The following is a 26,668-nucleotide window of genomic DNA, read 5'->3' on the forward strand; positions in this document are numbered from 1 at the left end:
TCGACGGCCTCAGGATTTCCGAAACCGGCCTCGCCGCACTCGATCTGAAGAGCCATCATTCAATCCGCGTCCGTATCGGCGTCAAGGACGACGCCAAGCGCCCCGGCGGGATCAACATTTTCGGCAAGGGCTTTGGAAATTACGATCAGGACATCCTGCTCCGGATCAAAACTGGTTGATATCATGAAACCGGGTTCTGAAGATAACGCAGCAATTTCAATGAACTGGCTTTCTGCTGAGCCAAAACCTTCGTCTAATTGTCCTACTTGTGGCTATTTTGGCTTGACGAAGAGCTGCCAATTCCTCTTTGATATCGGGCAAGATGATTTAAATCATCGTTTGTGATATCGATGGGAGGAATGCATGAAGGCAGCCGTTACGGCACATCCGCATTATGTTGTCTCGGAAATCGATCCGAGGCTCTACGGATCCTTCATCGAGCATCTCGGGCGGGCAGTTTATACCGGCATCTACGAGCCAGGCCATCCGACGGCGGATGCCAATGGCATGCGTCAGGACGTCATCGATCTCGTCAGAGAACTTAATGTTCCGATCGTCCGCTATCCCGGCGGCAATTTCGTCTCCGCCTACAATTGGGAAGACGGCATCGGCCCCAAGGAAGAGCGCCCGGTGCGGCTCGACCTCGCCTGGCATACGTCGGAAAGCAACGAAGTCGGCCTGCACGAATTTGCCGATTGGTGCACCTCCGCCAACACCGAGATGATGCTTGCCGTCAATCTCGGCTCGCGCGGCCTTGACGAAGCCCGCAACCTTCTGGAGTACGCCAACCATCCCGGCGGCAGTAAATGGAGCGACAAGCGCATCGCCAATGGCCGCAAGGAGCCCTTCGACGTCAAGCTCTGGTGCCTCGGCAATGAAATGGACGGCCCCTGGCAGATCGGCCACAAGACCGCGGACGAGTATGGCCGCTTAGCGCATGAGACGGCCAAGGCAATGCGCGCCTTCTCCAAGTCGCTCGAGTTGGTGGTCTGCGGCTCTTCGAATGCCAAGATGCCGACCTACCCTGAATGGGAAGCGACGGTTCTCGACCATACCTACAACGAGGTCGACTACATCTCGCTGCACATGTATTTCGACAACGAAGCCAACGACGCTTCGAACTATCTCGCCATGAGCGAAAAGCTCGACGACTACATTGTCTCGGTCGCCGGCGTCATCGACTATATCAAGGCCAAGAAGCGCTCCAACAAGCAGGTCTACATCTCGTTCGACGAATGGAACGTCTGGTACCATTCCAAGGAGCAGGACAAGAAAATCCTCGGCGGCAGCGACGGCTGGCCATTCGCCCCGCCGTTGCTCGAAGACATCTATAATTTCGAGGATGTGCTGCAGGTCGGCCTGATCCTCAACACCTTCATCCGCCGTTCCGATGTCGTCAAGATCGCCTGCCTGGCACAACTGGTCAACGTCATCGCGCCGATCATGACCGTTCCGAATGGCCCGGCATGGCGGCAGACGATTTTTTATCCCTATCTGTTTGCTTCTAACTACGGCCGCGGCAATGCGCTGGATCTCAAGGTGGAAAGCCCGACCTATAAATCCACCGTTGCGGGCGACGTCGCCTACGTCGACATTGCCGGCGTGCACGACACGAAGACCGGCCACGTCACCTTCTTCGCCGTCAACCGCCATTCGAGCGAGGCAATCGAAACAGTGGTCGACCTCACCGGCTTCGGCGAAGCGGAAATCGTCGATCACCGGGTCGTGGCGCACGCCGATCTGAAAGCCGTCAATTCGGCCGAGAACCCAGGCAATGTCGGCCCAAGGAAGGGTGAGGGCGCCTCACTCGCCGGCGGCAAGCTGAGCCTGTCGCTGCCGGCCTATTCCTACCAGGTCATTCGCCTGAGGCTCTGAGTTCAGGCGGATCATCGAGACAAGCGCAAGCGCTGAGGAGGAGCGTCGACGTGACGGCCGATATCGAGATCAGAAACGTGAGCAAGCAGTTCGGTGCCATGACGGTGCTGGATCATCTGTCGCTCTCCATAAGGGCACGCGAATTCATCGTGTTCCTGGGGCCGTCCGGTTGCGGAAAATCGACGCTTCTTCGAATGATTGCCGGTCTCGAAGCTGTCGATAGCGGCGAGATTGCCATCAACAATGAGCGCATCGATCATCTGCCGCCGGGCAAGCGCGGCATTGCCATGGTGTTCCAGTCCTATGCGCTTTATCCGCATATGACGGTGCGCGCCAACATGGCCTTCGGGCTTGCGAATATCGGCGTTCCAGGCAAGGTCATCGAGGCGCGCATCAACGAAGCCGCCCGCATCCTCGAAATGCCGCATTTGCTCGATCGCAAGCCGGGCCAGCTCTCCGGCGGTCAGCGCCAGCGCGTCGCCATCGGCCGTGCGATCGTCAAGGAGCCGAAGGCGTTCCTGTTCGACGAGCCGCTCTCCAATCTCGATGCGGCGTTGCGCACCCGCACCCGCATCGAACTTGCCCAGCTTCATCAGCGCCTGCAGTCGACGATGATCTTCGTCACCCACGACCAGGTCGAGGCAATGACGCTCGCCGACCGCATCGTCGTCATGAACAATCGCAAGATCGATCAGATCGGCACTCCGATGGAGATCTACGAGCGTCCGGCGACCAAATTCGTCGCAGGGTTCGTCGGTGCGCCGGCGATGAACTTCGTTCATGCGACGCTCAACAAATCCGGCGAGAACGCCACGGCCAGGTTTGCGGACGGCATCTCGGTGCAGACCGAGATCGCCTCCAGCCAATTGACCGATGGCAAGTACACTTTCGGCATCCGTTCGGAAGACGTCCGTATCGTTGCCGCCGGACAGGGCAATGCCGATGGCGTGGTCGATGTGCTCGAGCGGCTCGGCGAACGCACCCTGATCTACGCGCGGCTGGGCGATGGCCAGCAGATAGTCGGTTCCGATGCCGGCAACAGTCGCGTCGCCGTCGGCGACAGGATCGGGCTCGCCTTCGACGGCCAGAAATCGCATCTGTTCAATGAGACCGGCCGCGCCTGGCATGCGAGGGAGGCCTGAGATGGTTGACCGGCTGGCGATGTCCCCGACCGCGACGCTTGCTGTCGGCGCCAGAACGCCGACCGCCGACATCTATGCGCCGCAATGGCGAAACTTCATTTTCGTTGCGCCATTCTTGTTCTTCTTCACGACGCTGCTGCTCTTCCCGCTGCTCTGGGGGATGTGGCTGAGTTTCCACAAGGCCGACACGTTCTCGTCCGGAAATTTTGTCGGTTTCGGCAATTACGTCAGGCTGTATCACGACAAGGTCTTCCTGCAATCGATCTGGAACACCTTCTACTTCGTGCTGCTGACGGTGCCGACGCTGGCGCTGATCGGTCTTTTCCTGGCGCTTTGCCTCAATCGCCGGACGCGCACTGCTGCGGTTTTGCGCACGCTGTTCTTTTCCTCGTCGGTGCTGTCGGTCACCATCGTCACGCTGATCTGGCGCATCGTCTTCATTCCGAATGTCGGCCTGTTGTCGACGATCTACGGATGGTTCGGCGCGACCGCGCCGGCTTTCATTTCCGATCCCAACCTGGCGATGGTCGGCATCGCCATTGCCACCATCTGGTGGTGCATCGGCCTGCCGATGATGCTCTTTCTCTCGGCGCTCCAGCAGATTCCGCAGGATATCTACGAGGCGGCGGCGCTGGACAATGCCAATCGCTGGCAGACGCTACGCTCGATCACGCTGCCGTCGATCAAGCGGACCTTCATCCTGGTGATCATTATCCAGATCGTGCTGCAATTCCAGCTGTTCGGCCAGGCTTGGCTGATGACGCGGGGCGGTCCGAACAACCTGACCAAGCCGATCGTGCTCTACATCTACGACACCGCATTCCGCCGCTGGGATCTCGGCCTGGGCGCCGCTGCATCGGAAATCCTGTTCATCCTCATCCTGATCGCGGCCATGGCCCAGTACCTGGTGACACGCAGCAGGGGAGACCAGGCATGAGCGCTGCAGCCGCTTCCATCAAGGGACGGGCATTTGGCGACCATTTGTTATTGGCCCTGGTCCTCCTGCTTTCGATCGTCATGATCGCGCCGGTTCTGTGGGTCATCGGCCTGTCACTCAAGGACAATGCGGAGCTGATGGCAGATCCGAATTCGGTGTTTCACGCGCCCTATACGCTGAAGAACTACATCAACACCGTCGGCACCTCGTCGGTGTTCATCTGGGTGCGCAACAGCATCATCGTCTCGGGCGGATTGACGCTCGGCACCTTGATCCTGTCGTCGCTCGCCGGCTACGGCTTTGCACGGCTGAATTTCCCCGGCCGAGACGTGCTGTTCGTGATCGTGCTGTTCGGCCTGGCGGTCCCGGAGCAGGCCGTGCTCGTCGCCCGTCACCAGATCTTCAGCATGCTGAAGTTCCACAACACCTATCAAGGGCTCATTCTGCCGGGCCTTTCGGCTCCGTTCGGCGTCTTCCTGATGACCCAGTATTTCAAAGCCATCCCGAAGGAGTTGGACGAAGCCGCCATGCTCGATAACGCCAGCCGGCTCAGGATTTTCTGGAAGGTGCTTCTGCCGCTCACGCTGCCTGCGCAGGCAACGCTCGGCATCTTTACCTTTCTCGGCGCGTGGAACGATTATTTCTGGCCGCTGATTTCGGCAACGAGGAAGGACATGTTCACGCTGACGGTCGGCATGGCCTCGACGCAGACCAACTTCGCCCAGTCCGAAGGCATCGGCTTCCTGATGGCGCAGGCGGTGTTTGCCGGTGCACCGATCCTGATCGTCTACCTGTTTTTCCAGAAATACATCGTCACGGCGGTCTCCGGCGCTGCGGTGAGATAACGAAGATTGCCTGACGGCCGGGGGGAATGCGCAGCGATTGAAGCACGAAGGCCAATCCAGGGTGGAGCGGCGGAAACTCAGTAGGAGGAACTGATATGAAACTGAAGAAAATGCTGTTTGCCGCAGTCTCTGCGGGCGCAATGATGCTCGCAAATCCAAGCTTCGCGGCCACGGAACTGAGCGTGCAGCGCTTTTTCGGCGCCTGCGATGCCGATTTCGGCACCAACACCGATCCCACCAAAGCCGTTGGCGAATGCGGAATCATCACCTCGCTGATCAACAAGTTCAACGCCGACAATCCCGATGTCCACGTCAACGTCACCACCGTGGAATGGCCCGGCTACGATCAGCTGACCGCGCAGTTCGCTTCAGGCGACGCTCCGGACATCGTCACGATCCATGAATCCGTACTGTCGGATTATCAGTCGAAGGGCCTGTTGATGCCGCTCGACGATCTCTTGAAGTCAGTCGGCGTGACACCCGACGCCTTCACCGACGCGGCGCGCAATGGCGCCACCAAAGACAGCAAGATCTATGGCCTGCCGATCGACAGCTGGACGATGCTCTATCATGTCAACATGGATCTTTTCAAACAAGCCGGCCTCGTCAGTGCCGACGGCACGCCGATTTTTCCAAAGTCGCCCGAGGAACTGCTCGCCCAGTCCGAACAGTTCAAGCAGAAGACGGGCAAGCCTTATTTCGTCCAGAACCTGACCAATGAGACTGCGCTCTACACACGCAATCTCTACACTTATCTTTTCCAGCAGGATTCCGATTTCTTTGCCGATCCGAAGCATGTGAAGTTGAATACGCCGGAAGCCAAGAAGGTCGTCGAGATGTACAAGGCGATCTTCGAGAAGGGCTACACCACCAAGGACCTCGATTATGGCGGCTCGATCAATGCCTTCCTTGCCGGCGAGGGTGGCGTCCACCTCAACGGCACCTGGGTGGTCGGCGATTACAACGCCCAGTCCGAAACCAAGGGTACGGCGCTCAACAAGGGCGGCTATGCGGTTTATCCGTATCCGCAGCTGTTTGGCGGCACCCACGCGCAATATGCCGACGGCCACACCTGGGCCGTGTCGCAGAAAGACCGCACGCCCGAACAGATCGCGGCCATCGGCAAATTCCTGAAGTTCTTCGCCGACAACGACTTTGAGTGGTCGCGCACCGGTCACCTGCCCGCCTACAAGGCCGTCATCACCTCGGACGCCTTCAAGGTCCTGCCGCATCGCAACACGATCTCTGCGGTCGCCGACCTCGGCAAGCCGCTGCCGTCGGCCGTACAGCGCCAGTTTGCGATCCAGGACATTATCGGCGAAGAGATGAGTGCAGCAATCAGTGGCCAGAAGGACGTCGACACCGCCCTTGCCGACATGGAAAGCCGCGTCAACGAATTGCTCGCCAACATTTGACCACGGGTTTCGAAAGGCCCTCCCAAGGCGCCCCCGCGGCTGGAAACGGCCGCGGGGTTTTGGTGAGGCGGTGGTTGCAGTGGTTATTGCGTGACTTGCCCGTGGCGACCGGGTCGAACACGCCAATCACGGCGCCGCAACCTCGGCAGCAGCCGACGCGAGCCCTGACTGGAGGATTCCGCTAGAACGCCGCGGCCATGGGCATTGCGATCTTGTTGGGGATCTGGATGTCGATCTCCAATCTCGACGTCGTTTCGCCGTGATCCATGCTCACCTGCAGGAAATCCTGGTCGACCTGAACATGCCGGGCGATCACCGCCATGATCTCCTCGCGCAACACGGAGACGAGATCGGGCTGGTTGCGGCTTCGACGCTCGTAAGCCAACAGCAGTTGCAAGCGCTCGCGCGCCACGGGCGCGCTGCCGCGGCGCTTGAAGATATCGAGCAGGTTCATGCTGCCCTCCTTCCCAACAGCCGGTCGAGGAGGCCCCTCCGCTCGAAAGGCAGAACGACCGGCAGGTCCTCGCCCTCGAGTCTTCTTGCCGCGTCGATATAGGCGCGTGCGGCGGGGTTGGTGTTTTCGCTGAGCGTAACCGGCGCGCCCACATTGGATGCGCGCAGCACGTCCTGGCTCTCGGGAATTATTCCCAGCAGAGGCGTGGACAGGATCTCGAGAACGTCATCAATGCTGAGCATCTCGCCGCGGGCAGCGCGGGCAGCGTCATAGCGCGTGACGAGGACGTGTTTGGCAATCGATTCACCTTGCTCGGCTTTCATCGTCCTGGAGTCGAGCAGGCCGATAATGCGATCGGAATCGCGGACCGAGCTCACTTCCGGGTTGGTCACGATTACCGCCTCGTCGGCAAAGCGCATGGCAAGTTGCGCGCCGCGCTCTATGCCGGCGGGGCTGTCGCAGAAGACGTAGTCGAAAACCGATCGCAGCTTGTCGATGACATCGGCGACGCCTTCCTCGGTGAGGGCATCCTTGTCGCGCGTTTGCGAGGCCGGCAGCAGGAACAGCGTGTCGAGCCGCTTGTCACGGATCAGCGCCTGCGAAAGCTTGGCAGTTCCCTGAATGACGTTGACGATATCGAAAACCACGCGCCGCTCGGCGCCCATGATCAGATCGAGATTGCGCAGGCCGACATCGAAGTCGACGAGGGCCACCCGCTTGCCGGTTTTCGCGACCGCCGCGCCGAGAGCGGCCGTCGAGGTCGTCTTGCCGACACCCCCTTTGCCGGATGTGACAACCACTACCTTGCCCATATTTGTGCCTCCAATGTTGTTAGTTGAGCGGTGCGACGCAAAGTGCGCCGTCCTCGAGAAAGGCCTGTACCGGCCTTCCTCGCGAGGAGGCGTCCATCTCCTCGGCGGTGCGGTACCAGCCGTCTACCGCCAGAAGTTCGGCTTCATTTTTCCGGCAAAAGATACGAGCCGCAGAATTTCCCGTGGCGCCGGCGAACGCACGCCCACGCAGCGTGCCGTAGACGTGGATCGACCCCCCGGCGATGATTTCGGAACCGGAACTGACGGAGCCGACAATGACCACATCGCCATCGGGGTGAAAGATCGACTGGCCGGAGCGGATCGGTGCCTTGATCATCAATGAGTTCGGCGCCTCCGGCTCTTCCGTCTTGGCCTCAGCGGCGGCTTTTGGGTCCGGCTGCACGTAAAGCGCGTCAGCGGTGGCCTCCTTGGCGCCAACGAGGAGCGGCGGCAGATCAGCATCGAGACCAACATTGCCGTCCGCCTCGATCGCGTAGATGCGAATCCCGCGCTCCGCGAGCTGTGAGACCAGATCTTCGATCTCGCCCGCCTCGGGCTTGAGCATATTCAGGTCGAGCACGACCGGGCGACCGGCAAAGAAGCCGGGAGAGTTTTCGGTCCAGTGATCCAGGCTTTGCAGCCATTCCCCCAACGGGGCCTCAGGGGTGAGGGTGAAGGCTACAAACGAGCGCGCTCGAAAGCGTATGGACTTGTTTTGGATGGGAGCGACGCAGGTCACAGAGGCGACTCCTTACTGATTGGTTAAGGCTAGCCCGGCATGGTTAACGAACAGTTAATGGCGGCCTTCCGAGGCTTCCATTCTTGCTGTTTCGGAGCGCACCGACGGTCGATCTGATTGGACCCTGGAGACCCTCGCCGTTGCCGAAGACCGGCCGATGGGCGGAAATGAGGCGTTGCGACGGTGCGGAGGTGCCATTCGACCTCCGCACCGCAATCGCCATGGCACTTTTGTCAGTTACCCATCATCTGCTTGGCGTTTTCCGGCGTGATCGCCGTCGTTGCAACTGTGACCGTCGGCTCGACGGATGTGGCGCAATCGAGAAGAACCGACTTTGCCATATCGATCGCCTCCTTGGCGCCCGTCGGATAAGTGAAGGTTGCAGCCCATTCGCCTTCGGCAACGGCCCGGATGCCGCCGGCAGGACCTGGCAATCCGTCGGTGCCGATGATCTTGATCTGCCCTTCCTTGCCGGCGCCCTTGGCGGCAAGGCGCGCTCCGGCGGCCATCATGTCGTTGCTGGCGTAGACCATCTTGATATCGGGATTGGCCTGCAGCATGGCTGCGAACGCCGTCTGTGCCTTGTCCGGCAGCCAGTCCGCCGCCTGCTCAGCGACGACCTTGATCTTGTCGTTCTCCTTGACGCCGTCCTTGAAGCCGTTGAGCCGTTCCACGGCAGGGGTCGAACTGGGCAGCCCTTCCAGAACGGCAACTTCACCGCCGTCAGGAAGCAGTTTCGTGGCGGTGTATTTGCCGGCTTCGAAGGCGATCTTGTAATTGTCGCCGCCAATAAAAGCCGTGTAGTCCTTGCCCGGATCGCCAACCGTCTTGCGGTCGAGCTCGATGACGGGGATGCCGGCCTCCATGGCCCGCTTCACCGCCGGCGTCAGCGGCGATGCTTCGAAGGGCGATATCAGCAGCAGGTCGACCTTCTGGGTGATGAAATTGTCGACCTGTGAGGTCTGGGTGTTCACGCTGCCGGCGCCATCGGCGATCTGCAAGGTGAACTGGGACACTGCCTTGGCGGCGGCGGTGAGTTCGTCATTGACGTGCTGGCGATACGGCTCGGCATTGTTGGCCTGAGAAAAGCCGATTACGAATTCGCCGGTCTTGGAGCAAGCCTTGACCAATGGTTCCGCAGCTTGAGCCCCTCCGGCGGCTGCGAGAAAGGTCCCGGCAAGCAGACACGTTTGCCAGGCCCTTTGTCTGCTATTGCGTGTGCTCCTGATAACCATGGTTGTTTCCTTCCTGTCGATGCCCTTGGCTCGACTGTTGGTTTGCTGAGCTTCACTCTCCCGACGCCGGGTAAGCTGGCGTTCAGGGGTCTTCCAATGTCGCCCACTTAACGGACCAGACCTTCGCGGCGACGGACGAGGGACTGAAGAACCGCCGCCAGGATGATGATCGCGGCTGTCGCGAGCAATTGCAGGGCGGGTGTGATGTTGTTGAGTTGCAGGACGTTGGCGAGCGCGCCGAGCATGATCGTGCCGGCGACCGTGCCGACCATCGATCCGGCTCCACCGAACAGGCTGGTACCGCCGATGACGACCGCGGCGATGGCGGTAAGTTCGTACCCGGCGCCGTCATTGGCACTGCCGAAGTTGAACTGCCCTGCATGGACGATGCCGGCGAGAGCGGCCGCGAAGCCGGTGATCGCATAGACGGTGATCTTGACGGCGGACACCGGAACGCCCGAGAGGCGCGCCGCCCGCTCATTGCCGCCGACGGCAAAGACATAGCGGCCAAAGCGGGTCGTGTTGAGAACCACTGTGGCGATCGCCGCAAAAGCGATGAAGACGATGGTTGCCACCGGCACCACATTGTTGAACAAGCGCTCGCCCAGAATGGCAAATACCGGAGGGGCAAGCCCGGGTCCGTCGCCATAGGAGATGTTGATGTACTCGTTGCCCGAGACGACCAGGGCCAGACCGCGCGCGGCCTGAAGGCCCGCGAGGGTGACGATGAAGGGCTCAAGGCGGAAGCGCGTCGAGATCGAGCCCTGAACGGCACCGAAGACCACGCCGGCAAGAAGCACGGCAAGAATCGTCGGCACGAGGCCAACACCGCCATTGATCATCATCGTAGCCGTGACGACACTGGCCAGGCCAAGCAAAGCGCCAACCGAGAGGTCGATCCCCGCAGTGATGATGACGAAAGTCATGCCGATCGCGATGATGCCGGTCTCGGACACGGCGCGTACGATGTTGGCGATGTTGTCCGGGGCGATGAACAGTATCTGTCCGTGCCGGCGCGGCGAGAAGATGATGCCGCCGATCACGACGACCACCAAGCCGATCAGGCTCTGGAAGCGGACGATGAGTGCAAGCGGATCGCGCCGCTTCTGAGCTGTCTTGCCGCTCGGCAGTTCGGTATCCGCCGTGCTGGTGTCGGACATCAGGAGGCCTTTCCGGTTGCGGCGGCAAGCACCGTGTGTTCATCGACGCCGCGCTCGAATTCCGCCACGTTGCGGCCCTCCCGAAGAACCACGATGCGATCGCATAGGCCAATCAGCTCAGGCATTTCGCTCGAGGCGACGAGTATGCCGAGGCCTTGCGATGCCAGATCGCGAAGCCTGGCATAGATTTCCGCCTTGGCGCCGACGTCGACGCCACGCGTCGGTTCATCCAGCAACAGCAGCCGCGGATTGCCGAGGATCTCCTTGGCGAGCACCACCTTCTGCTGGTTGCCGCCCGACAGCGCGCCGACCGGGATGGCCGCATTGCGCGGTCGTATGTCGAATTGGCCGAACGAGCGCGCCACAGCGGCTGCTTCGCGTGCAATCGACATGAAGCCGCGCGGTGAGATTCGTCGCAGCACCGACATGACCAGGTTGCGGCCGACCGTCGTACGCAGCATCAGTCCGCTTCCTCGCCTGTCGTCGGTGACGAAGGCGACGCCGGCCCTGCGCGCAGCTCTGATGGACTCGAGGCGCACCGGGCGATCGTCGACCTCGACGGTGCCGGCCCAACGGCCTGCCAGGCCGGTGCCATAGAGCGCGCTGAGCAACTCGGTACGGCCGGCACCCATGACGCCCGCCAGCCCGACAATTTCGCCCTCATGCACGTCGAGCGAAACGTTTTGGGGAACCTGCCAGCCGGCGCTGGCTCGAGCGGGATGGAAACGGGCGTCCTTGAGATGAAGGAGCCGGCGACCTGCGGTGCGTGTGCGTTTCGGGTAAAGGTCCTCCAGAGGCCGGCCGACGAGAAGGCTGACCAGTTCGGCCTGTGGTGCGTCCGGGGCTGTCGTCCCGGCCACGCGGCCATCGCGCATCACCGTTACCCGGTCCGCAACTTGGGGAACCTCCTCAAGCCGATGCGAGATGTAGATGATGCCCACGCCGGTGGCACTGAGCTTGCGCATGATGGTGAAGAGCCTGTCCACCTCGCTGACCGTCAGGGCCGCCGTCGGCTCGTCCATGATCAGGACACGCGATGCATAGGACAGTGCCTTGACGATCGCCACGACCTGACGATGCCCGATCGACAGTTCGCCGACGGGCCGTTCGACATCGATGTCCAACTCGATGGCGGTCAGCCGGGTGCGGGCTTCTTCGCGCATCCTTGCGACATCGAGAAAACCGCCGGGCTTCACCAACTCGCGACCGAGGAAAAGATTGGCCGCGACATCGAGGCCAGGCACGAGATCGAGTTCCTGGAAGATCGTGGCGATGCCGGCGGCCTGCGCTTCGCGCGGATTGGCAAAATGCACCGGTGCGCCATCGATCGTGATCGTTCCTTCGTCAGGGGCGTGCACACCGGACAGGATGTTCATCAATGTCGACTTGCCAGCGCCGTTCTCGCCCAGCAGGGCATGGATCTCGCCCACGCGCAGTTCGAAATCGACGCCGCGCAAAGCGTGAACGCCACCGAAACGTTTAACGACGCCATTCATGGTCAGAAGCGGCGAAGTCATGCCGGTCTTCCGCAGGATGCGCGCAGGCGCAGCGTTGGCTCAAGGCGAACCGTGCGTCGTTGGCCATCTGGAAGTCCAATCCGCTCAATCAGCAACGCGGCTGCCTGCCGGCCCAAATCCTCGCAGGGCTGTTCGACCAGCGTCAGTCGCGGCTCGAAGTAATCGGCCCATTCGAAATCGTCGAAGCCGACCACCGATATGTCCCTGGGGACAGCGAGCCCTCGCTCACGGACCGCGCGCATCACGCCTATCGTCGACAGATTGTTGCCGGTCACCAGGGCAGTCGGAGGCACCAGCAGCGACAACAGCGCATGGGCGGCGGTGCTCGCACTGGCGGTGGTCGCGTTTCCCGTCACGACGTAGTCCGGCACAAACTCCAGGCCGTTGGCCTCCAGTGCCGCGCGAAATCCGTTCATGCGCTCCAGCGTGGTGGCAAATCCCCGCTGTCCGGCAACAAAACCGATGCGGCGATGTCCGAAGGACACGACGTGGTCGATCAGCGCGCGGATGGCCTCGAAATTCTCGACACCGACCTGATCAAAGCGATCGTCAGGTAGTCGGTCGATCAAGACGCAGGGCAGGGACCGTTCCGAGAGATATCGCAATGCAGCTTGCGGCGCGGCAGAGGGCGCCAGGATGATCCCGTCGACGCGTCGCTGGTGCAGTGCCTGGACGACAGCCAGTTCCTTGTCGGGATCGTCCTGCGTATCCGACAGGAACACCATGAGGCCAAGGCGCGCGCACTCGGTCTCGACGGCGCAGATGATGTCGCTGAAATAGGGGTTTGAGATCGCCGAAATCGCCAGGCCGACACTGCTCGTCGAGGCCAGCTTTAGCGAGCGTGCGACACTGTTGGGCATATAGCCGAGAGCAGCGATCGCCTCGCTCACCGATCTGGCAGTGGCCGGGGAGACATAGCGGGTTTGATTGACGACGTGTGAAACGGTCGACACCGACACGCCTGCCCTGCGAGCGACCTCGACGATCGTCGTCATCGCGGAGCTGTCGCGCTCGACGTGGTGACGGGCAAGCGCACGCACGCTCCTCCTCGAATCTTGCGTTTCCCAGTCTCACAATCTGTGAATCCGCCTGGGCGGCCGTTGTGACTTTCCGAAAGCTAGCGCCATCGAAACGTTTGCGCAACCGGTTTTCTGGCTTGATGTGACTTGCTTGCGCCGAAATCAGCCAGGACTTCCGTGCCGGCCATCAGCTGCGGCTGGATGCCACCGCGATCTGTTGGCCGGGCGCGACAACTAGAGCAAGGCTTCGTACCGATCGCCAATCTTGTCGACTGCGAAATCCGCCGCCCGGCTTTTCAGGACGGCAGCAGGGGTGGGGTGGTCCAGCATCTCGGCCATCGCCTTCGCCAGGGCTGCGGCGTCACCGACCGGCACCAAGGTGCCGAAACGGCCGTCACCGAGTATCTCGCGCGGGCCATGCGGAGCATCGGTGGAGATTACCGGGACACCGGCAGCCATGGCCTCGACCAACACGTTGCCAAAGCCTTCGCTGGTGGATGTAAGGACGAACAGATCGGCTGCGGCATAACAGGCTGCCGGATCGTTGACGTAGCCGGCAAAGAGCACTTCCCCGCCTATGCCGGTCTCTTCGGCATAGGCGTGCAATTCGGCAGCCAGCGGACCTTCGCCGAAGATGACAAGCCGGGCAGGGCGGCCGGCGCGCAGGGCAGCGAAGGCCCGCAGCAAAGTCCGGTGGTCCTTGACCGGCACCAGGCGCCCGGCGGTGGCGATGACCGGGCCATATCCCATCGCTGCCAATTTTGCCTGCCAGGCATAGGAAGTCCCCTGCGGTGCTTCAGCCGGCGGCAGCGGGTTGCTGATGACCACGACCTTGGATTCGGGGAAGCCGCGGGCGATGATGTCACGGCCGACACCCGCCGAAACGGCGATGGCTTTGGTCGCGCGCGCTGCAACCAGCGCGGAAAGCCAGATCGCCAGCCTCGCGCCGAGGCCGCTCGCAGGCAGCGAGGCGGCGGCGTGGAAGCTTGGAAAGAATTTTGCGCGGCTTCTGGCCAACATGAGTGACAGCGCCATGACCAGATTGGCGAATTCCGGGGCACTATAGACCGCATCAGGATCAAGGCGGCGGAACAAATTTGCGCTTCGCACGATGCCTTTTAGCGTCGCCGACTTGGCGTAACCCTCGCCGCGCAAGAGAAGGCCGAAGTCGACCAGATGCACGGCGGCGGAGCGCAGCGCCGCGTTAGGCCCTTGCGCGTTCCAGGTAAAAAGCGTGACCTCGTGGCCACGCGACGCCATTTCATTTGCCATCAGGACGAAGACACGCTCGGCGCCGCCGCCTCGCAGGCTGGCGATGTGGAAAACGATGCGCTTCGCCATGCCTTGCTTCAGGCTCGGCTGGCAGCAAGGTCTGATCTGTTCGGCGGCCGGCGCATGTCGCGGATAATGCCCATGCCAATGGCCAGCAGCATGCCCAGGGCAAAGCCTGCGAACGCTCCTGCGCCTGCCACCAGGGCAGTGCGCGGGGGCCATGAGCGCCCTGGCGGGGGCACCGCGGTCGAAATCACCTGTACGTTTGTGGTGTCGATCTGCTCGCGCTCACTGATTTGGCGCGCACGTGACAGAAAGCTCTCATAGACCGCTCTCTTCGAGGCCGCATCGCGTTCAAGCTCACGCAGGGCGACTTCGGACTCGCTGTCGGTGAAAACGTTGCTCTTCAGATCGTTCATCCTGGCGTTGAGAGAGGCCAACGAGGCCCTGGCCTTGTCCAGGCTGGACTTTGCCGTTCCGACGGTGCGGGAGAACTCGGCTCGGAGTTGCGAGTTGACGGTCTCGAGCTCCGTCCTCAGCCTGACAATCGTCGGGTGGCGCGGACCGAAGGTCATCGACTGTGAGTCGATCTGCTGTCGCAGGCTGTTTGACCTGTCGCGCAGCGCCGCGAGCGCTTCCGAAACCGTGGGGTCGGGATTGGCCCCATTTATACCGGAGGCAACCAGGGCGTCGTAGCTTGCCTGCGCGGCGATCACGCGCGATTGCGCATCGACGATTTCGCCGTTGAGCTGCGTCATCGTCTGCGAACTGACGAGCTGGCCATTGCTGGAGGACAGGTTGTGGCTGCGCCTGTAGCTCTCGACCTTCTCTTCGGCTGCCTGGACGTCGCTCTTGAGTTGGCCAAGCCGGCTGTCGAGGGCAGCCGCGGCACGGCCGGCACCGGCAGCTTCGGCCTTGGCCAGTTCTTCCTGGAAGTTTTTGACTATGGCCTGCGAGATCAGGATCGCTTTGGCAGTGGTTTCCGCGGATACCGAGAGGGTTGTGACAAACGAGGTTGGGTCCGCAGCGGCGTTTACCCGGTCCGCCAGGTTCTTCAAGGCGATAAGCTTCGGGTCGGGCTTCGCCACCGCGCCAGACGTAGACGTGCTCCGGTCTGGATCGAAAAACTCTGGATCGTGAGTCAGATTCAGTTCGTCCACCACACGGGAAAGCACGTTGCCCGAGGTCAAGATGCGCTGCTTGCTGCGTGTGTTGAGCAGCTGGCTATCGACCTGGCCCGGTTGTGAGTAGAGGTCGTTTTCCACAACCTGCAAATTGGAGGGGTTGATGAGTACCTCTGTCGTGACGGTGTAACGCTGCTTGCTCAGCAATGCATAGGCGCCGCCGACAATGCCGCCGATTACCGCCAGCATGAACGCCAGGGCGAGACCGGCCCGCAGCCAGACGAACAGGCGTCGAAAATCGAGCTCGAGGAAATCGCCGATCTTGTCCAGGGTCACCGTCGCGACAGGCTCGGATGGTTGCGGCGTCACCGGTGCGGAGCTGCGCGCCGCGACTGGGTCATGCTGTTGCAGCATCGCCCTGCGCCGCGCATTGGCGATACGCTCGAACGCACTGTTATTGGAAGCCGTCGCGGAGATCGGGGGTGTGCCGGAACCGGCAGACATGGTGACAACCCTTGTTAAATCGTTACGCTTGGCCTGCTCTACAGAAACATCGTTAATATCTTATTTTCCAAGCTGGCCCATTTTGCCGTTCATCCCCCCTTCCGTCCGGCGGACGTTGAAGGGATTCGTTGCCCAGAATTTGGCGCGCATTCTTGCCGTCGCCCGATTTGCGTCCGCAACCGGTGAGTGATTTTCATGAAATCGGTAACGCGCACTTAACGGCGCGGTTGTATTGAAAAGATGGCAATGCCTTTTGAATGACATCTGAAGCACTGACCGCGACCTGCAGGATGGCGTCAGTCGCCTGCAATTGCAGGAGAGGAACGTGACGAAATTCTATTCGGTCCAGTATCTTCGCGCCTGCGCCGCTTTGTTGGTTCTGTTCGCGCACGCTTTTTCCTACCAAATCGGCATAGATAATCCGATTATCGTGACTGCGGGCCGCCTTGGTGTCATTCTGTTCTTCGTCATTAGCGGATTCATAATGGTCTATATTACGGGGAGCGGTCCCTTCTCTGCTCCAACCTTCCTGAAACGCCGAGCGATCCGGATCATCCCCCTCTACTGGCTTTTCACAAGCGTCGCCGCACTTCTGGCAGCTCTTGCACCAAGTCTCTTCCAGAAGACCGTCTTTACGTGGCCCCATTATCTCCAGTCGCTGTTCTTCGTTGTCCACCAAGCGCCCGAACGAGATGGCGTCAGCCCAATTTTGTCACTCGGCTGGACGCTCAATTATGAGGCCTATTTCTATATCGCATTCGCGGTGCTCGCATTCCTATCGGTGACCGCGCGCGCATTTGTGTTGACGGTCTTTTTCATTGCGATGTGGCTGGCCGGGCTGTTGATAGCTCCCACCAACCCTGTTCTCCAGTTCTATCTGAACGCTTCGCCGGTGGCCTTCGTCGTCGGCATGTGGATAGGCCGGCGCTATCTGGACGGCGGCTTTGCTTCCGACACACGCCATGTCTGGCTACTCGGCCCTATGGCCGCTGCAGGCGTGTTGCTTGCATTCGTCGATGACGGCACGCCGCTGATGAGCCAGATCAGCTTCGCGGGGCAGGTAATGTGGGCCGCCAGCCTGCTTCACCTTGGCCTCATTCTGGAACCGAAACTGAAGCACTGGAGCCTGCTCGAAGAGCTCGGCAACGCCTCCTACGCGCTTTACCTGTCGCATATCTTCGTGATCGGCGCCGTAGCCTACCTGGCCAGGCGCACCATCGGCTACGACCATCCGGCAACAGTGTTGCTGGTCTCGGTGGTCAGCATCGTGACTGCCTGCATAGCCAGCCTGGTGATCCACCAGATGATCGAGAAGCCGATTCTTCTCATTCTGAACGGCAGAAGGAAGGTTAGAGCCACATCGCTTCCTTACGCTGCCACGGAGAACAAATAAGGAGACCGTGCAAACGTCCGGGCATCGAACTTAACGGTTGTGGCAAACGCATGGCCCGGCATATTTTGACAACACACACGCCGCATCCGTTCGGCAGTCTCTTGAATGGATCTCGTGGCCGGAATGCCGTTTGAATACCTTCACTTGGAGGGGCCATGAGCTATCCTGCTGCCGCATCGGAACGATTGTTGTCCAGCCAGGCGCGCCGTCAAAACGCGTTGTCGCTGCTGTTTTTCCTATGCGCCGCATTCGCGTTCCTGCTGCGCTTTACGGTGTCGCCGCAGGTGATGAACATGGTCGTCGACTATACGGCCCAGGGAGGCTCGTTCTACGAGAAGCTGCATTTCGGCACTTACGCGATCTTCCTGCTGCTTGCTGTCGTTCTTTTCAGCCGACCGTTTCTGCTGCAGGGCGACGAAATTGGAATATTCAAGGCGTTGATGCGCTATTCGGTGCTGATGTTCGCGCTGGTGCCTTATCTGTTCATTACCGGCCGTGCGGGCTCCTCCGGGTTCATCATCGATACCTATCTGGTGGCCGGCGCCACAGGCCTGTTGATGCTGGCATTAAACGCGGAGTCGCGGCGGGCGCTGGGCGACGTAGTGCTTGGAATGGCCATCCTGAGCGCCGTGATCGGCACTATCGAAGCGGTGACTCAACATCGATTCCTGCCTTACGGCATCAACGAACTGCAGTTCAGGCCGATCGGCCTAGCGGCCCATCCGCTGTCACTAGGCGCGCTCTGCGCCACAGTCATCGGATTCGTACCGCTGACGCGCTGGCGCATATGGGTGCGGGTGGTGGCGATTTTCGTATTGGTCGTCGGTTGTGCTGCATCGGGCGCTCGCGCCGCGCTTCTGCTCGCTGCCGGAGAAATCCTCATTCTGCTGCTGTTCGTGCCTTGGCCGGGCATGTCGCTCAAGTATGAGCGGCAGGCCAAATTTGTCGTGCTGATGTTCACTATGACAGGCGGCGCGGTGCTTGTTGCGATGCTGTTTGCTGGCGGTCTGCTGAACCGGTTCAGCAACACCATTTTCGACCAAAATTTTATGGCGCGGGTGACGATCTACCAGGTGTTCGGACTTGTCAGCTGGAAAGACATCCTGTTTGGCATGAACGGCGACGAACTCCTGGCGATCGTCAACGAGAAGCTGCATCTGCCGTTCATCGAGAGCGCGCCGGTGGTCATCGTCATGCTCTTCGGCCTGCCCATAGCCGTGCTCTTTACGGTGCTGATATTCTGGTTCGTTTTTCGGCTGCTGCGCGGGGCGCCGCTGCCCGCATGGATAGGCATCATCACCTTCCTGCTTGCTGCGCTGTCGAACAACGCGCTCTCATCAAAATCGCCTGAAATCGCGATTATTGTGGTGTTGCTGCTTGCCTATAGGAAGCAGCCCGATAGAGGCCAGCTCGAGAGCATGCCTTCGGCCGCTGCATCCCACCCAAACCCGGCCGGGTCTCGTTAAGCACGGACCTCGGATCCGGTCAGCCGGCGCTATCCACGACCTCGACATCGCCGGCGCGATTGAGCGTGTGGATACCCGCCCGCGCCCATGCCGGCCCCGGATCGATTGGGCGGGGCAGTTCAAAACGGACGTCGAAATCATTAAGCCGATCCAGCCGCATCAACCCCAGGCCACCGCCATAGGCTCTCGAGCCGTTTTGCACCGGCAGCAGCAAGGCGTCGCCCTGACGGATGAAAGCGCCGCCCGGCCGAGTGGCCGAGTGATCGACGGCGACGGGATTGAGCGCATGCGCTACCCAAGGCCCACGCAGCGCCGTGGCGGAATAGACGGTCATCGTGTCCGACGCGCTGCCGTGACCGAACCGCTCCGTCCCCAGCAACCAGAAGCGGCCGTCGGATTCTAGCAGCGTGGCGTCGTTGAAATCCCTGTCCGCGATCAGCACCGTATCGCGTACCCAGCGATCCGGAAACTGCACGGCACGGTAGAGCACCAGTTCGCGTGCCGTAGCGCTTTCAGGAATCATGAAAATTTCGCCGGAGTGGGCGAACACCTGCGGATATGACAGGTGATGCGCTTCCTCCAGCACCAACCTCGGCACGCCGAAAACGCCGTCGTCGCCAAGTTCAGCGACGGAAATCACGCCGCGGCCGGTGGCGTAGGGGAACTCCTCGACAAAAAGATAGTGGCGGCCGTCGCGTTTGAGAACGAACGGATCGGCGTAGAATCGCTGCCCGTCATCGGCAAGCACGGTGAACGGCTTGCCACCCAGCTGTCCGGTTTCGGCGACGCCTGGACCGTCGATCAGCCGGTAAGCAACCTGCCAATAGAAGGGGCGCCGGCCACGTCGCAGTTTTTGCACGGCACGGTCGACCAATCCCCTGCCGAAAAAGGGCAGATAGTGCCGGATAAATCCGCCTTTCTGCAGGGGTGGCGCCGGGCTCTCGGCAATCGGCGCAAGTTTGCCCGTGGAAAAGCGGGCGACACATTGGGCAATCAGGGAGATGGCGCCGGCGAGTAGCTCGTTGCTGCTGCGGGACAGCCAGAGCCGATCGCTGATCATCGGCCGCGCCCTGGCGATGGCAACGCCGTCGAGGCGGGCGGTGAGTTCGGGTAGCCGCCCGCTCGCCAGTATCTCGGTCATGCCTGCGGCAAAGCTGCTGCGGCCACAAAATTCGAGCGTCAGGACAGGCGTGCCCCGTCGTGCGGCGGTAGCGGTGAGATCGACTATAAGGTCGGCGGGGCCGGTATCGCCGGACGGCAACGGCTCGGAACGGCTTGCCAGTGAGGGGCCGAAGCGCCGGCCCTCGAGCGCCAGCACATTATCCATCCCGCGCGCGTTGGCTTCAGGCGTCGGCGCGCGGCAACTCGAGACAACGTGTCCAGCCGCGCTCAACCGCACCAGAAGCTCATTTTCCCAGCGCCGGGATGCGTCGGCGTGGCCGATGATTAAAATATTAGTCAATCCAATATATTCTTTTTCAAGACTACTACCATAGACTATTTGTCAGCCCGACCTTTCACAAGAGTTAACCCGGGAGAACGCGGCCTTGGTTGTTAATCATATATTAAGAATTGAGATCACGAAGGCGTTTTCCGGCGCTATTATGGCTGTTGCGGACAATAGTCGGCATGTTTCGAGTGCTGCAGGCGGCCAGGATCAGCAATGAACGTCCTTTCACGTCCAAAACTGCCGTCCAGGCGGAAACTGCTGATCGTGTTCGGCACGAGGCCGGAGGCGCTCAAATGCTTTCCGGTGGCGCGCGCCGCCCTTGCTCATCCAGGCTTCATCACCGAAATATGCATCACCGCCCAGCATCGCGAGATGGTCGACCAGGTTGTCGAACTGACCGGCCTGCCGGTGCATCACGATCTCAACATCATGCAACCCGGCCAGTCGCTGTTCGACGTGACCTCGCGCGTGCTCTTGGGCATGGCCGAGGTGCTGGACAAGGCGAAGCCCGATATCGTCATGGTACAGGGCGACACCACCACGGCGATGGCCGCGGCTCTGGCTGCCTTCTACAAGCGCATCCCGGTCGCTCATGTCGAAGCAGGATTGCGCAGCCACAACATCAACTCGCCGTTTCCTGAAGAACTGAATCGCAAGATTGCCGGCGACATCGCCACCTGGCATTTTGCGCCGACCGTTCAGGCGCGCGACAACCTCATCGCCGAAGGAAAAGCCGAAAGCACTATCTTCGTGACCGGTAACACCGTGATCGACACGCTGTTGCATTTTTCAAGCGCGATCGATGCCGACAGGTTGATGAACGCGAAGCTCGCCGCCCGTTTCCCCTTCCTCGACCCTACGAAGAAAATGATCCTCGTCACCGGCCATCGCCGCGAGAATTTCGACGGCGGCATCCAGCGCATCTGTACGGCGTTGAAAGGATTGGCGGCGCGCGGAGACGTGCAGATCGTCTACCCTGTCCATCCAAACCCCAATGTGCGCTCGGTGGTCAACGCAGAGCTGGAAGGCGTGCCGAACATCCATCTGGTCGAGCCGCAGGACTATCTGCCGTTCCTGTATCTGCAGAAGCAGAGCTATCTGGTGCTTACCGATAGCGGCGGCGTGCAGGAAGAAGCGCCTTCGCTCGGCAAGCCGGTGCTGGTGATGCGCGAGAATACCGAGCGACCCGAGGGGATCGTGGCCGGCACCGCCCGCCTCGTCGGCACCGATGTCGAGAAAATCCTGTTCAACGCCAATCGCCTGCTCGACGATCAGGCTGCCTATCGCGGCATGGCGGAACGACACAACCCATATGGCGATGGCCGGGCCAGTAACCGGATTGTTGAGGAACTGCTGCATCATGGCTGAAATCAAAACCGTTTCCGTAATCGGCATGGGCTATATCGGCCTGCCGACCTGCGCCATTTTCGCCAGCCGAGGGCTCGACGTCATTGGCGTCGATGTGAACGGAGCGGTCGTCGAGAAAGTCAATCGCGGCGAAATCCACATCGTCGAGCCGGACCTTGACGGCCTGATCCAGAAGGTTGTGGCGAACGGCAAGCTCAAGGCCTACAGCACGCCGCAGCCGGCGGATGCGTATATCATCGCCGTGCCGACCCCGATGACCCACGACCATAGGCCGGACGTGACCTACGTACTGGCGGCGGCACGAAGCATCGCCCCGGTGCTGAAGCGGGGAGACCTTGTGGTGTTGGAATCGACATCGCCGGTCGGCACGACACGCATCATGAACGGGCTGCTTGCCGAGTTGCGGCCTGACCTCAAATTTCCTGTCCTGCATGACGAAGACGCCGATGTGCTGGTCGCCTATTCGCCCGAGCGCGTGCTGCCGGGAAAGGTGCTGACCGAGCTGATCAATAACGATCGCTCGATCGGCGGATTGTCCCGCAAATCGTCGGAACGGACCGCGGCACTCTATTCAACCTTCGTCACCGGCGACCTGTTCATGACGACGGCCGAAAGCGCTGAGCTGGTGAAACTTACCGAGAACGCGTTCCGCGACGTCAACATCGCCTTCGCCAATGAGCTTGCCGCAGTGTGTCAGGACCTGTCGCTCAATGTCTGGGAAGTGATCGATCTCGCCAATCGGCACCCTCGCGTGAACATCCTCCAGCCGAGCCCGGGCGTTGGCGGTCACTGCATTGCGGTCGATCCATATTTTATCATCGACGCCGCACCCAACAGCACGCGGCTGATGGCTTCCGCACGCCGGATCAATTCCGAGCGGCCCATGTCGGTGGTCAGGGATATCGAGGCTTTGCTCGACCCCTCCCGCAAGCAAACGATCGCCTGTCTTGGCCTCAGCTTCAAAGCCAATATCGACGATTTGCGCGAGAGCCCGGCCGTCGAGGTGGTGAAGCTTCTGTCCGATAACCCCAATGTGAAGATCATTGCGGCTGAACCCAACACAAATGCGCTGCCGCAGGAACTCGAGGGCAGGGGCATCGTGTTCACCGACGCACTTTCGGCCATCGACAAGTCCGATATCGTCGTCCTCCTGGTCGACCATCGGCAGTTCAATCTGGTCGACCCCGAAGCGCTCAAGGACAAGAAGCTCGTCGATACAAGGGGCCTATGGACCTGGCGCAAGGCACGCAAGCCCGACGCCCGTATCGAAGGCAAGAAACCAGAAGTCGCACAAGTGACGCTCGCAAGGGAGCAGGCTGCATGAACGCGCACGACCCGGCTTGGGCGCAGCATTCCCTGTTGGCATCACGGCGCCGGGAGTTCCTTGGCGCACCGATCCATGCGCTGACCATGGCCGAGACGCTGGCCATCGCCGACGAGGCGATGACCGTGCGGCGGCCGCTGCATCATGTGGTCGTGAATGTCGCCAAGCTGGTGACCATGCGCCAGAATGCCGAACTGCGCGAGGATGTTGCAGGGGCGGACGTGGTCAATGTCGACGGGATCGGCGTGCTTTGGGGCGCACGTCTGTGTGGCGTCGCGCTGCCCGAGCGGGTGGCGGGCGTCGACATCATGATCAATCTGCTGAGCCTCTGCGCGAAGCGTGGGTTCAGGCCCTATCTGCTGGGGGCCGAACAGCACGTTCTCGACGCGGTTGTAGCGAGACTTGCCAAGGACCATCCGAGCCTGGTCATAGCGGGGATGCGCAACGGCTATTTCAAGCCGGAGGATGAGGCCGGGATCGTCGCGGCGATCAACGCGTCGGGCGCCGACTGCCTGCTGGTGGCCATGCCGACACCGCGTAAGGAGCGATTTCTCAAGCGCTACCGCGACGAACTCGCCGCAAGCTTCGTGATGGGCGTGGGCGGCAGTTTCGATGTCTATGGCGGCAAGGTTGCCCGTGCGCCGAGGCTGATACAAGCAGCCGGCCTGGAGTGGCTGTTCCGCGTGGTCCAGGAGCCGCGACGCTTGTGGCGCCGCTACTACGACACCAACACTGCCTATGCCGGGCTGCTGTGCCGGGAGTTCTGGGAGCGTCGCTGGCGCCGAAACGCCGGTTTATAGGTTCGCGTTCACCCATAAAACAGGCGTTGGCCGTGGGAGCGACGTTCGAACTCCCGAGACTAAGGCCGTGACTTGGAAAACGGCGCTTAACATTGGGTTATCTGAGTGTCACGATCGTAGATGCCGGTCTCCGAATCATGGCCTCTCAAATATCAAGGTAAGCGCCCGCCTTGCGGCATGTTGCAGCCGGGGGCGCGTCACCCTTTCGGACTTAGATTACGGGTTTAGGATCGCGAAGGCTGTTCCAGGCCGGAGCGCTTTCCAACGCCGCATAGTTCCCCATTGCGATCTCCTGGACTATTTTCATTAGTGCTCCGCCAGCCGCGCGCGCAAGTGACCCGCCCACGCTTATCCGCCGTACGCCCGCCCCGGCAATCTGCTCAAACGTGAGACCGGAAACACCTTGGCCGAGGACATGATTGACCGGCACGCTGACAGAGCTGCAAATCTGCTCGAGAGACGCCAGATCCGGGACACCCGGCGCATACAGCACCTCAGCGCCAAGAGCTTCGAAGGCCTTTAGGCGGCGAATCGCCTCGTCGAGACCATACACGCCTTTACCCACCCCATCGGCGCGGGCGGTGAGCACGATGTCGTATTTTCGAGCAGCTGCAACCGCCGCCGCTACACGTGCCACCGCAGCATCAAAATCGCGTATTGGCTGGCCAGGCTTTGGTTGTCGATCTTCGATCGAAAGTCCAGCCAATCCCGCTTCGGCGGCAAGCCGGACGGTTTCAGCCACGCCTTCTGGTGTGTCTTCATAACAATCTTCCAAATCGGCAGTGACCCGCACGGTCGTCGAGGCGGCGATCTCGGCGGCATATGCCAAGCTTTCGTCGCGGCCGACTTCCTTTGCTCCGTCCTTCTTTCCCTTCAAGAAGGCGTAACCCGAAGATGTTGTCGCAAGCGCCCTAAAACCCAGACCAGCCATCATTCGCGCGCCGGCTACGTCCCATGGGTTTGGGATCAGGAAGCAGCCGGATTTATGAAGAACGCGAAATTGTTCAACCTTCTTGGATCGGGAAATCACGCTGCCCCCTCAGACTTGGAAAAAAAGCCGGGTTCGACTAAATGCCATGATTGCAGCTTTTCAATCGTCCGTTTTTCCGCCGAGCGCGACGTGCGGACCACTATGGCGCCTCCTCTCATGACCCGAACACCCGGAGATTGAATGTCCGGTATGCAAGAGCCCGTCTCCGGCAAGGTACACCATGTGTTGTAAGCCTCGGAAATACCCGCTTACAGATCGCTTGCGAAATTACGCGATCCGTAGCCGCGCCCGCAGCTGGGCGAGGAATTGCGTCGCTGCCACAGGGTGGAATAGCGAGGTCAGCCCGAAGAAAACCGCAGCTCCGGCGGTGCCGCCGGCGATAAGCGAGAAGATTGCCGGCACATCGCCGGCCACCATGCTGGCAAGCTTGGCGGCCACCCCTGTGCTGAGCGAGATGATTGCCGAAACGCCAATGTCGCGCCACGGCACCGGCACCGGCGTGAGCCGTTCGCTGATGATGATGCAGGTTATGGAGCCCACCACCGAGCCGCCCGCCAGCGCCAAAGCGGCGCCGATCTCCGCCATCGAAGGGATCAATAGCAGAGACAATGCGATTGTTGCCGCCGAGCCGAAGAGATTGGCGATGATCAGCAGCCACGGCCGTTTGTGCGCGTGCACCACGACGCCATAGACGAAGCTGGTGAGGTTGGCACACAGCACGCTGAAGGCGATGATCGGAAACAGCAGGCCGAAGCGGCCGTGATATTGCGAGGGCAGCATGAGCTCAGTGATATCGCTGCTGAGCGCGACCAGCATAGCTGCAATCGGCAGGCAAAGCCGCATCATCAAGGCCATCAACTGCGATAGCAACCGACCCGATGCGGCGGGCCCGTCCTCGTCGAACCGGCTGACCACCTCGGGAAAGGCGCCCATGTTGATGGCGTTAGCGACCATGTCGATCGGTTGGCGGGCCAGCGCATAGGCTGCGGCGAAGATCGCCACAGCGCTGGCATCGTAATAGAACTTGAGGAACAGACGCTCCGCGCTGTTGAGCCCGAAGCCAACCAGCGCCATGATGATCAGCGGCACACCGAGCGCAAAGAAGTCTCTGTGGGTGAAGCGCGGCGGACCGGTAACGACGCGTCGGGATGCCATGATGCCCGCCACGATGCCGGCAATCAAGGCGCCGAGGCTCGAGCCGAGCGATACCGTCAGAAAGCTATCCTGGAAGATAAGGATGGCGCCGATCGGCAGCGCGAGTTGCAGCAGGGCACGCAGGGCTTCGAGCATCGAATAGACCGAGTGGCGCTGCTGCATCTGCAGCACCGTCAACGCGAAGCGGCTGATGGATCCGGCGACGAGATAGCCGCAGACCGCGATCGCGAACTCGACCCAGCGTTCCGGCACGACCACCGCCGACGCGCCTACCGATATGACCAGCGCCAGTGCCGTGGTGGCAAGCAACACCTGCCCGGCCAGCATCAGGCTGCCGCGGCTGACTTCGCCCTTGCCGCCAAGCCTGAGCAACGCGATGCGCAGCCAGTTGGTGACGGCAATGTCGGTCATTTCGCCGACGGTCACCACCAGAGTGAGCAGGCCATACTCGGTCTGGTCGATCAAACGCGTCACGACGACCAGCAGGAGCAACGCCGAGATTCGCGTCAGCAGGATCGCCGGAGCATAAATGAGCGTGGAACGGAGCAGCAAAGGCGTGTCCCTGGAAAATTCACCTTCGACTAGCCGCCGATTGGCGGAAAATCCAGCGCGATGACGGCGAAGGGTGAACAGATTCAGTTTGAACTAAAAGATTTGCCGTAAACCTTATC

At 60.9% G+C, this 26,668-nt stretch carries 22 protein-coding genes and 1 pseudogene; 11 read left to right on the plus strand and 12 right to left on the minus strand.

The window, feature by feature from the left end; genetic code table 11:
* The 6 genes and pseudogenes from NKH89_RS19265 to NKH89_RS19290 form a co-directional block, all read left to right on the plus strand.
* Positions 1-179: pseudogene (locus NKH89_RS19265) on the plus strand (transcriptional regulator); the annotation flags it as partial.
* A gap of 184 nt (positions 180-363) precedes the next feature.
* Positions 364-1,875 (plus strand): arabinosylfuranosidase ArfA, encoded by a 1,512-nt coding sequence (gene arfA, locus NKH89_RS19270; protein WP_352815154.1) that lies wholly within the window; start codon positions 364-366, stop codon positions 1,873-1,875.
* 50 nt (positions 1,876-1,925) lie between these two features.
* Complete coding sequence (locus NKH89_RS19275; protein WP_352484060.1) at positions 1,926-3,017, plus strand: ABC transporter ATP-binding protein; 1,092 nt, start codon at positions 1,926-1,928, stop codon at positions 3,015-3,017.
* A gap of 19 nt (positions 3,018-3,036) precedes the next feature.
* Positions 3,037-3,954 carry a carbohydrate ABC transporter permease gene (locus NKH89_RS19280; RefSeq protein WP_051409714.1) on the plus strand — a complete coding sequence of 306 codons (918 nt, stop codon included), beginning with the start codon at positions 3,037-3,039 and terminating at the stop codon, positions 3,952-3,954.
* The gene (locus NKH89_RS19285) at positions 3,951-4,799 is read left to right on the plus strand and encodes a carbohydrate ABC transporter permease (RefSeq protein ID WP_352909571.1); all 849 of its coding nucleotides are present in this window, start codon (positions 3,951-3,953) and stop codon (positions 4,797-4,799) included. Before NKH89_RS19280 ends, NKH89_RS19285 begins: the two co-directional genes overlap by 4 nt.
* A gap of 95 nt (positions 4,800-4,894) precedes the next feature.
* On the plus strand, positions 4,895-6,214 hold the full coding sequence (locus tag NKH89_RS19290) for an ABC transporter substrate-binding protein (RefSeq protein ID WP_352909572.1): 1,320 nt from the start codon (positions 4,895-4,897) through the stop codon (positions 6,212-6,214).
* 181 nt (positions 6,215-6,395) lie between these two features.
* On the opposite strand, the gene minE is transcribed toward NKH89_RS19290, so the two are convergent.
* The 9 genes from minE to NKH89_RS19335 form a co-directional block, all read right to left on the minus strand.
* The gene (gene minE / locus NKH89_RS19295; RefSeq protein WP_023720709.1) at positions 6,396-6,668 is read right to left on the minus strand and encodes a cell division topological specificity factor MinE; all 273 of its coding nucleotides are present in this window, start codon (positions 6,666-6,668) and stop codon (positions 6,396-6,398) included.
* Positions 6,665-7,480, minus strand: coding sequence for a septum site-determining protein MinD (gene minD / locus NKH89_RS19300; protein ID WP_023720708.1), 816 nt, complete (start codon positions 7,478-7,480; stop codon positions 6,665-6,667). Before minD ends, minE begins: the two co-directional genes overlap by 4 nt.
* A 19-nt stretch (positions 7,481-7,499) precedes the next feature.
* A complete protein-coding gene (gene minC, locus NKH89_RS19305; RefSeq protein WP_031194495.1) occupies positions 7,500-8,219 on the minus strand; it encodes a septum site-determining protein MinC in 720 nt (239 codons plus the stop codon).
* A gap of 233 nt (positions 8,220-8,452) precedes the next feature.
* Positions 8,453-9,454, minus strand: a complete 1,002-nt coding sequence (locus NKH89_RS19310) for a substrate-binding domain-containing protein (RefSeq protein WP_031194494.1) — start codon at positions 9,452-9,454, stop codon at positions 8,453-8,455.
* 107 nt (positions 9,455-9,561) lie between these two features.
* Positions 9,562-10,614, minus strand: a complete 1,053-nt coding sequence (locus NKH89_RS19315; protein WP_352484056.1) for an ABC transporter permease — start codon at positions 10,612-10,614, stop codon at positions 9,562-9,564.
* Positions 10,614-12,131 (minus strand): sugar ABC transporter ATP-binding protein, encoded by a 1,518-nt coding sequence (locus tag NKH89_RS19320; RefSeq protein WP_352909574.1) that lies wholly within the window; start codon positions 12,129-12,131, stop codon positions 10,614-10,616. The genes NKH89_RS19315 and NKH89_RS19320 overlap by 1 nt, the downstream gene beginning before the upstream one ends.
* Positions 12,128-13,126 (minus strand): LacI family DNA-binding transcriptional regulator, encoded by a 999-nt coding sequence (locus NKH89_RS19325; protein WP_352484067.1) that lies wholly within the window; start codon positions 13,124-13,126, stop codon positions 12,128-12,130. Before NKH89_RS19325 ends, NKH89_RS19320 begins: the two co-directional genes overlap by 4 nt.
* A gap of 258 nt (positions 13,127-13,384) precedes the next feature.
* Positions 13,385-14,491, minus strand: a complete 1,107-nt coding sequence (locus NKH89_RS19330; protein ID WP_352494488.1) for a glycosyltransferase — start codon at positions 14,489-14,491, stop codon at positions 13,385-13,387.
* Between the two features lie 8 nt (positions 14,492-14,499).
* The gene (locus tag NKH89_RS19335; RefSeq protein ID WP_352484053.1) at positions 14,500-16,050 is read right to left on the minus strand and encodes a GumC family protein; all 1,551 of its coding nucleotides are present in this window, start codon (positions 16,048-16,050) and stop codon (positions 14,500-14,502) included.
* A gap of 325 nt (positions 16,051-16,375) precedes the next feature.
* Here NKH89_RS19335 and NKH89_RS19340 point away from each other — a divergent pair, with 325 nt between their 5' ends.
* Both NKH89_RS19340 and NKH89_RS19345 read left to right on the plus strand, forming a co-directional pair.
* Positions 16,376-17,443 carry an acyltransferase family protein gene (locus NKH89_RS19340; protein WP_352788062.1) on the plus strand — a complete coding sequence of 356 codons (1,068 nt, stop codon included), beginning with the start codon at positions 16,376-16,378 and terminating at the stop codon, positions 17,441-17,443.
* A gap of 218 nt (positions 17,444-17,661) precedes the next feature.
* Positions 17,662-18,909: a VpsF family polysaccharide biosynthesis protein gene (locus NKH89_RS19345; protein WP_352909575.1), complete on the plus strand. Its 1,248-nt coding sequence runs from the start codon at positions 17,662-17,664 to the stop codon at positions 18,907-18,909.
* Between the two features lie 19 nt (positions 18,910-18,928).
* Here NKH89_RS19345 and NKH89_RS19350 read toward each other — a convergent pair whose 3' ends face one another.
* Complete coding sequence (locus NKH89_RS19350) at positions 18,929-20,236, minus strand: glucosamine inositolphosphorylceramide transferase family protein (protein WP_352909577.1); 1,308 nt, start codon at positions 20,234-20,236, stop codon at positions 18,929-18,931.
* 336 nt (positions 20,237-20,572) lie between these two features.
* Here NKH89_RS19350 and wecB point away from each other — a divergent pair, with 336 nt between their 5' ends.
* From wecB to NKH89_RS19365, 3 genes are read left to right on the plus strand one after another with little or no spacing between them, the layout of a single operon-like run.
* Positions 20,573-21,727 carry a non-hydrolyzing UDP-N-acetylglucosamine 2-epimerase gene (wecB, locus tag NKH89_RS19355; protein ID WP_352484050.1) on the plus strand — a complete coding sequence of 385 codons (1,155 nt, stop codon included), beginning with the start codon at positions 20,573-20,575 and terminating at the stop codon, positions 21,725-21,727.
* Positions 21,720-23,051 carry a UDP-N-acetyl-D-mannosamine dehydrogenase gene (wecC, locus tag NKH89_RS19360; protein WP_352484049.1) on the plus strand — a complete coding sequence of 444 codons (1,332 nt, stop codon included), beginning with the start codon at positions 21,720-21,722 and terminating at the stop codon, positions 23,049-23,051. The genes wecB and wecC overlap by 8 nt, the downstream gene beginning before the upstream one ends.
* Entirely contained in the window at positions 23,048-23,851 is an 804-nt protein-coding gene (locus tag NKH89_RS19365) for a WecB/TagA/CpsF family glycosyltransferase (RefSeq protein WP_023720694.1), read from the plus strand. Before wecC ends, NKH89_RS19365 begins: the two co-directional genes overlap by 4 nt.
* A gap of 211 nt (positions 23,852-24,062) precedes the next feature.
* Here NKH89_RS19365 and NKH89_RS19370 read toward each other — a convergent pair whose 3' ends face one another.
* Together NKH89_RS19370 and NKH89_RS19375 are read right to left on the minus strand one after the other, a co-directional pair.
* Positions 24,063-24,881, minus strand: coding sequence for an isocitrate lyase/PEP mutase family protein (locus NKH89_RS19370; protein ID WP_352909578.1), 819 nt, complete (start codon positions 24,879-24,881; stop codon positions 24,063-24,065).
* Positions 24,882-25,109: 228 nt separating this feature from the next.
* The gene (locus NKH89_RS19375) at positions 25,110-26,549 is read right to left on the minus strand and encodes a lipopolysaccharide biosynthesis protein (RefSeq protein WP_023720692.1); all 1,440 of its coding nucleotides are present in this window, start codon (positions 26,547-26,549) and stop codon (positions 25,110-25,112) included.
* Positions 26,550-26,668 lie beyond the last annotated feature (119 nt).

It is taken from the genome of Mesorhizobium sp. M0923 (genome assembly GCF_040319365.1).
GTDB lineage: Bacteria > Pseudomonadota > Alphaproteobacteria > Rhizobiales > Rhizobiaceae > Mesorhizobium.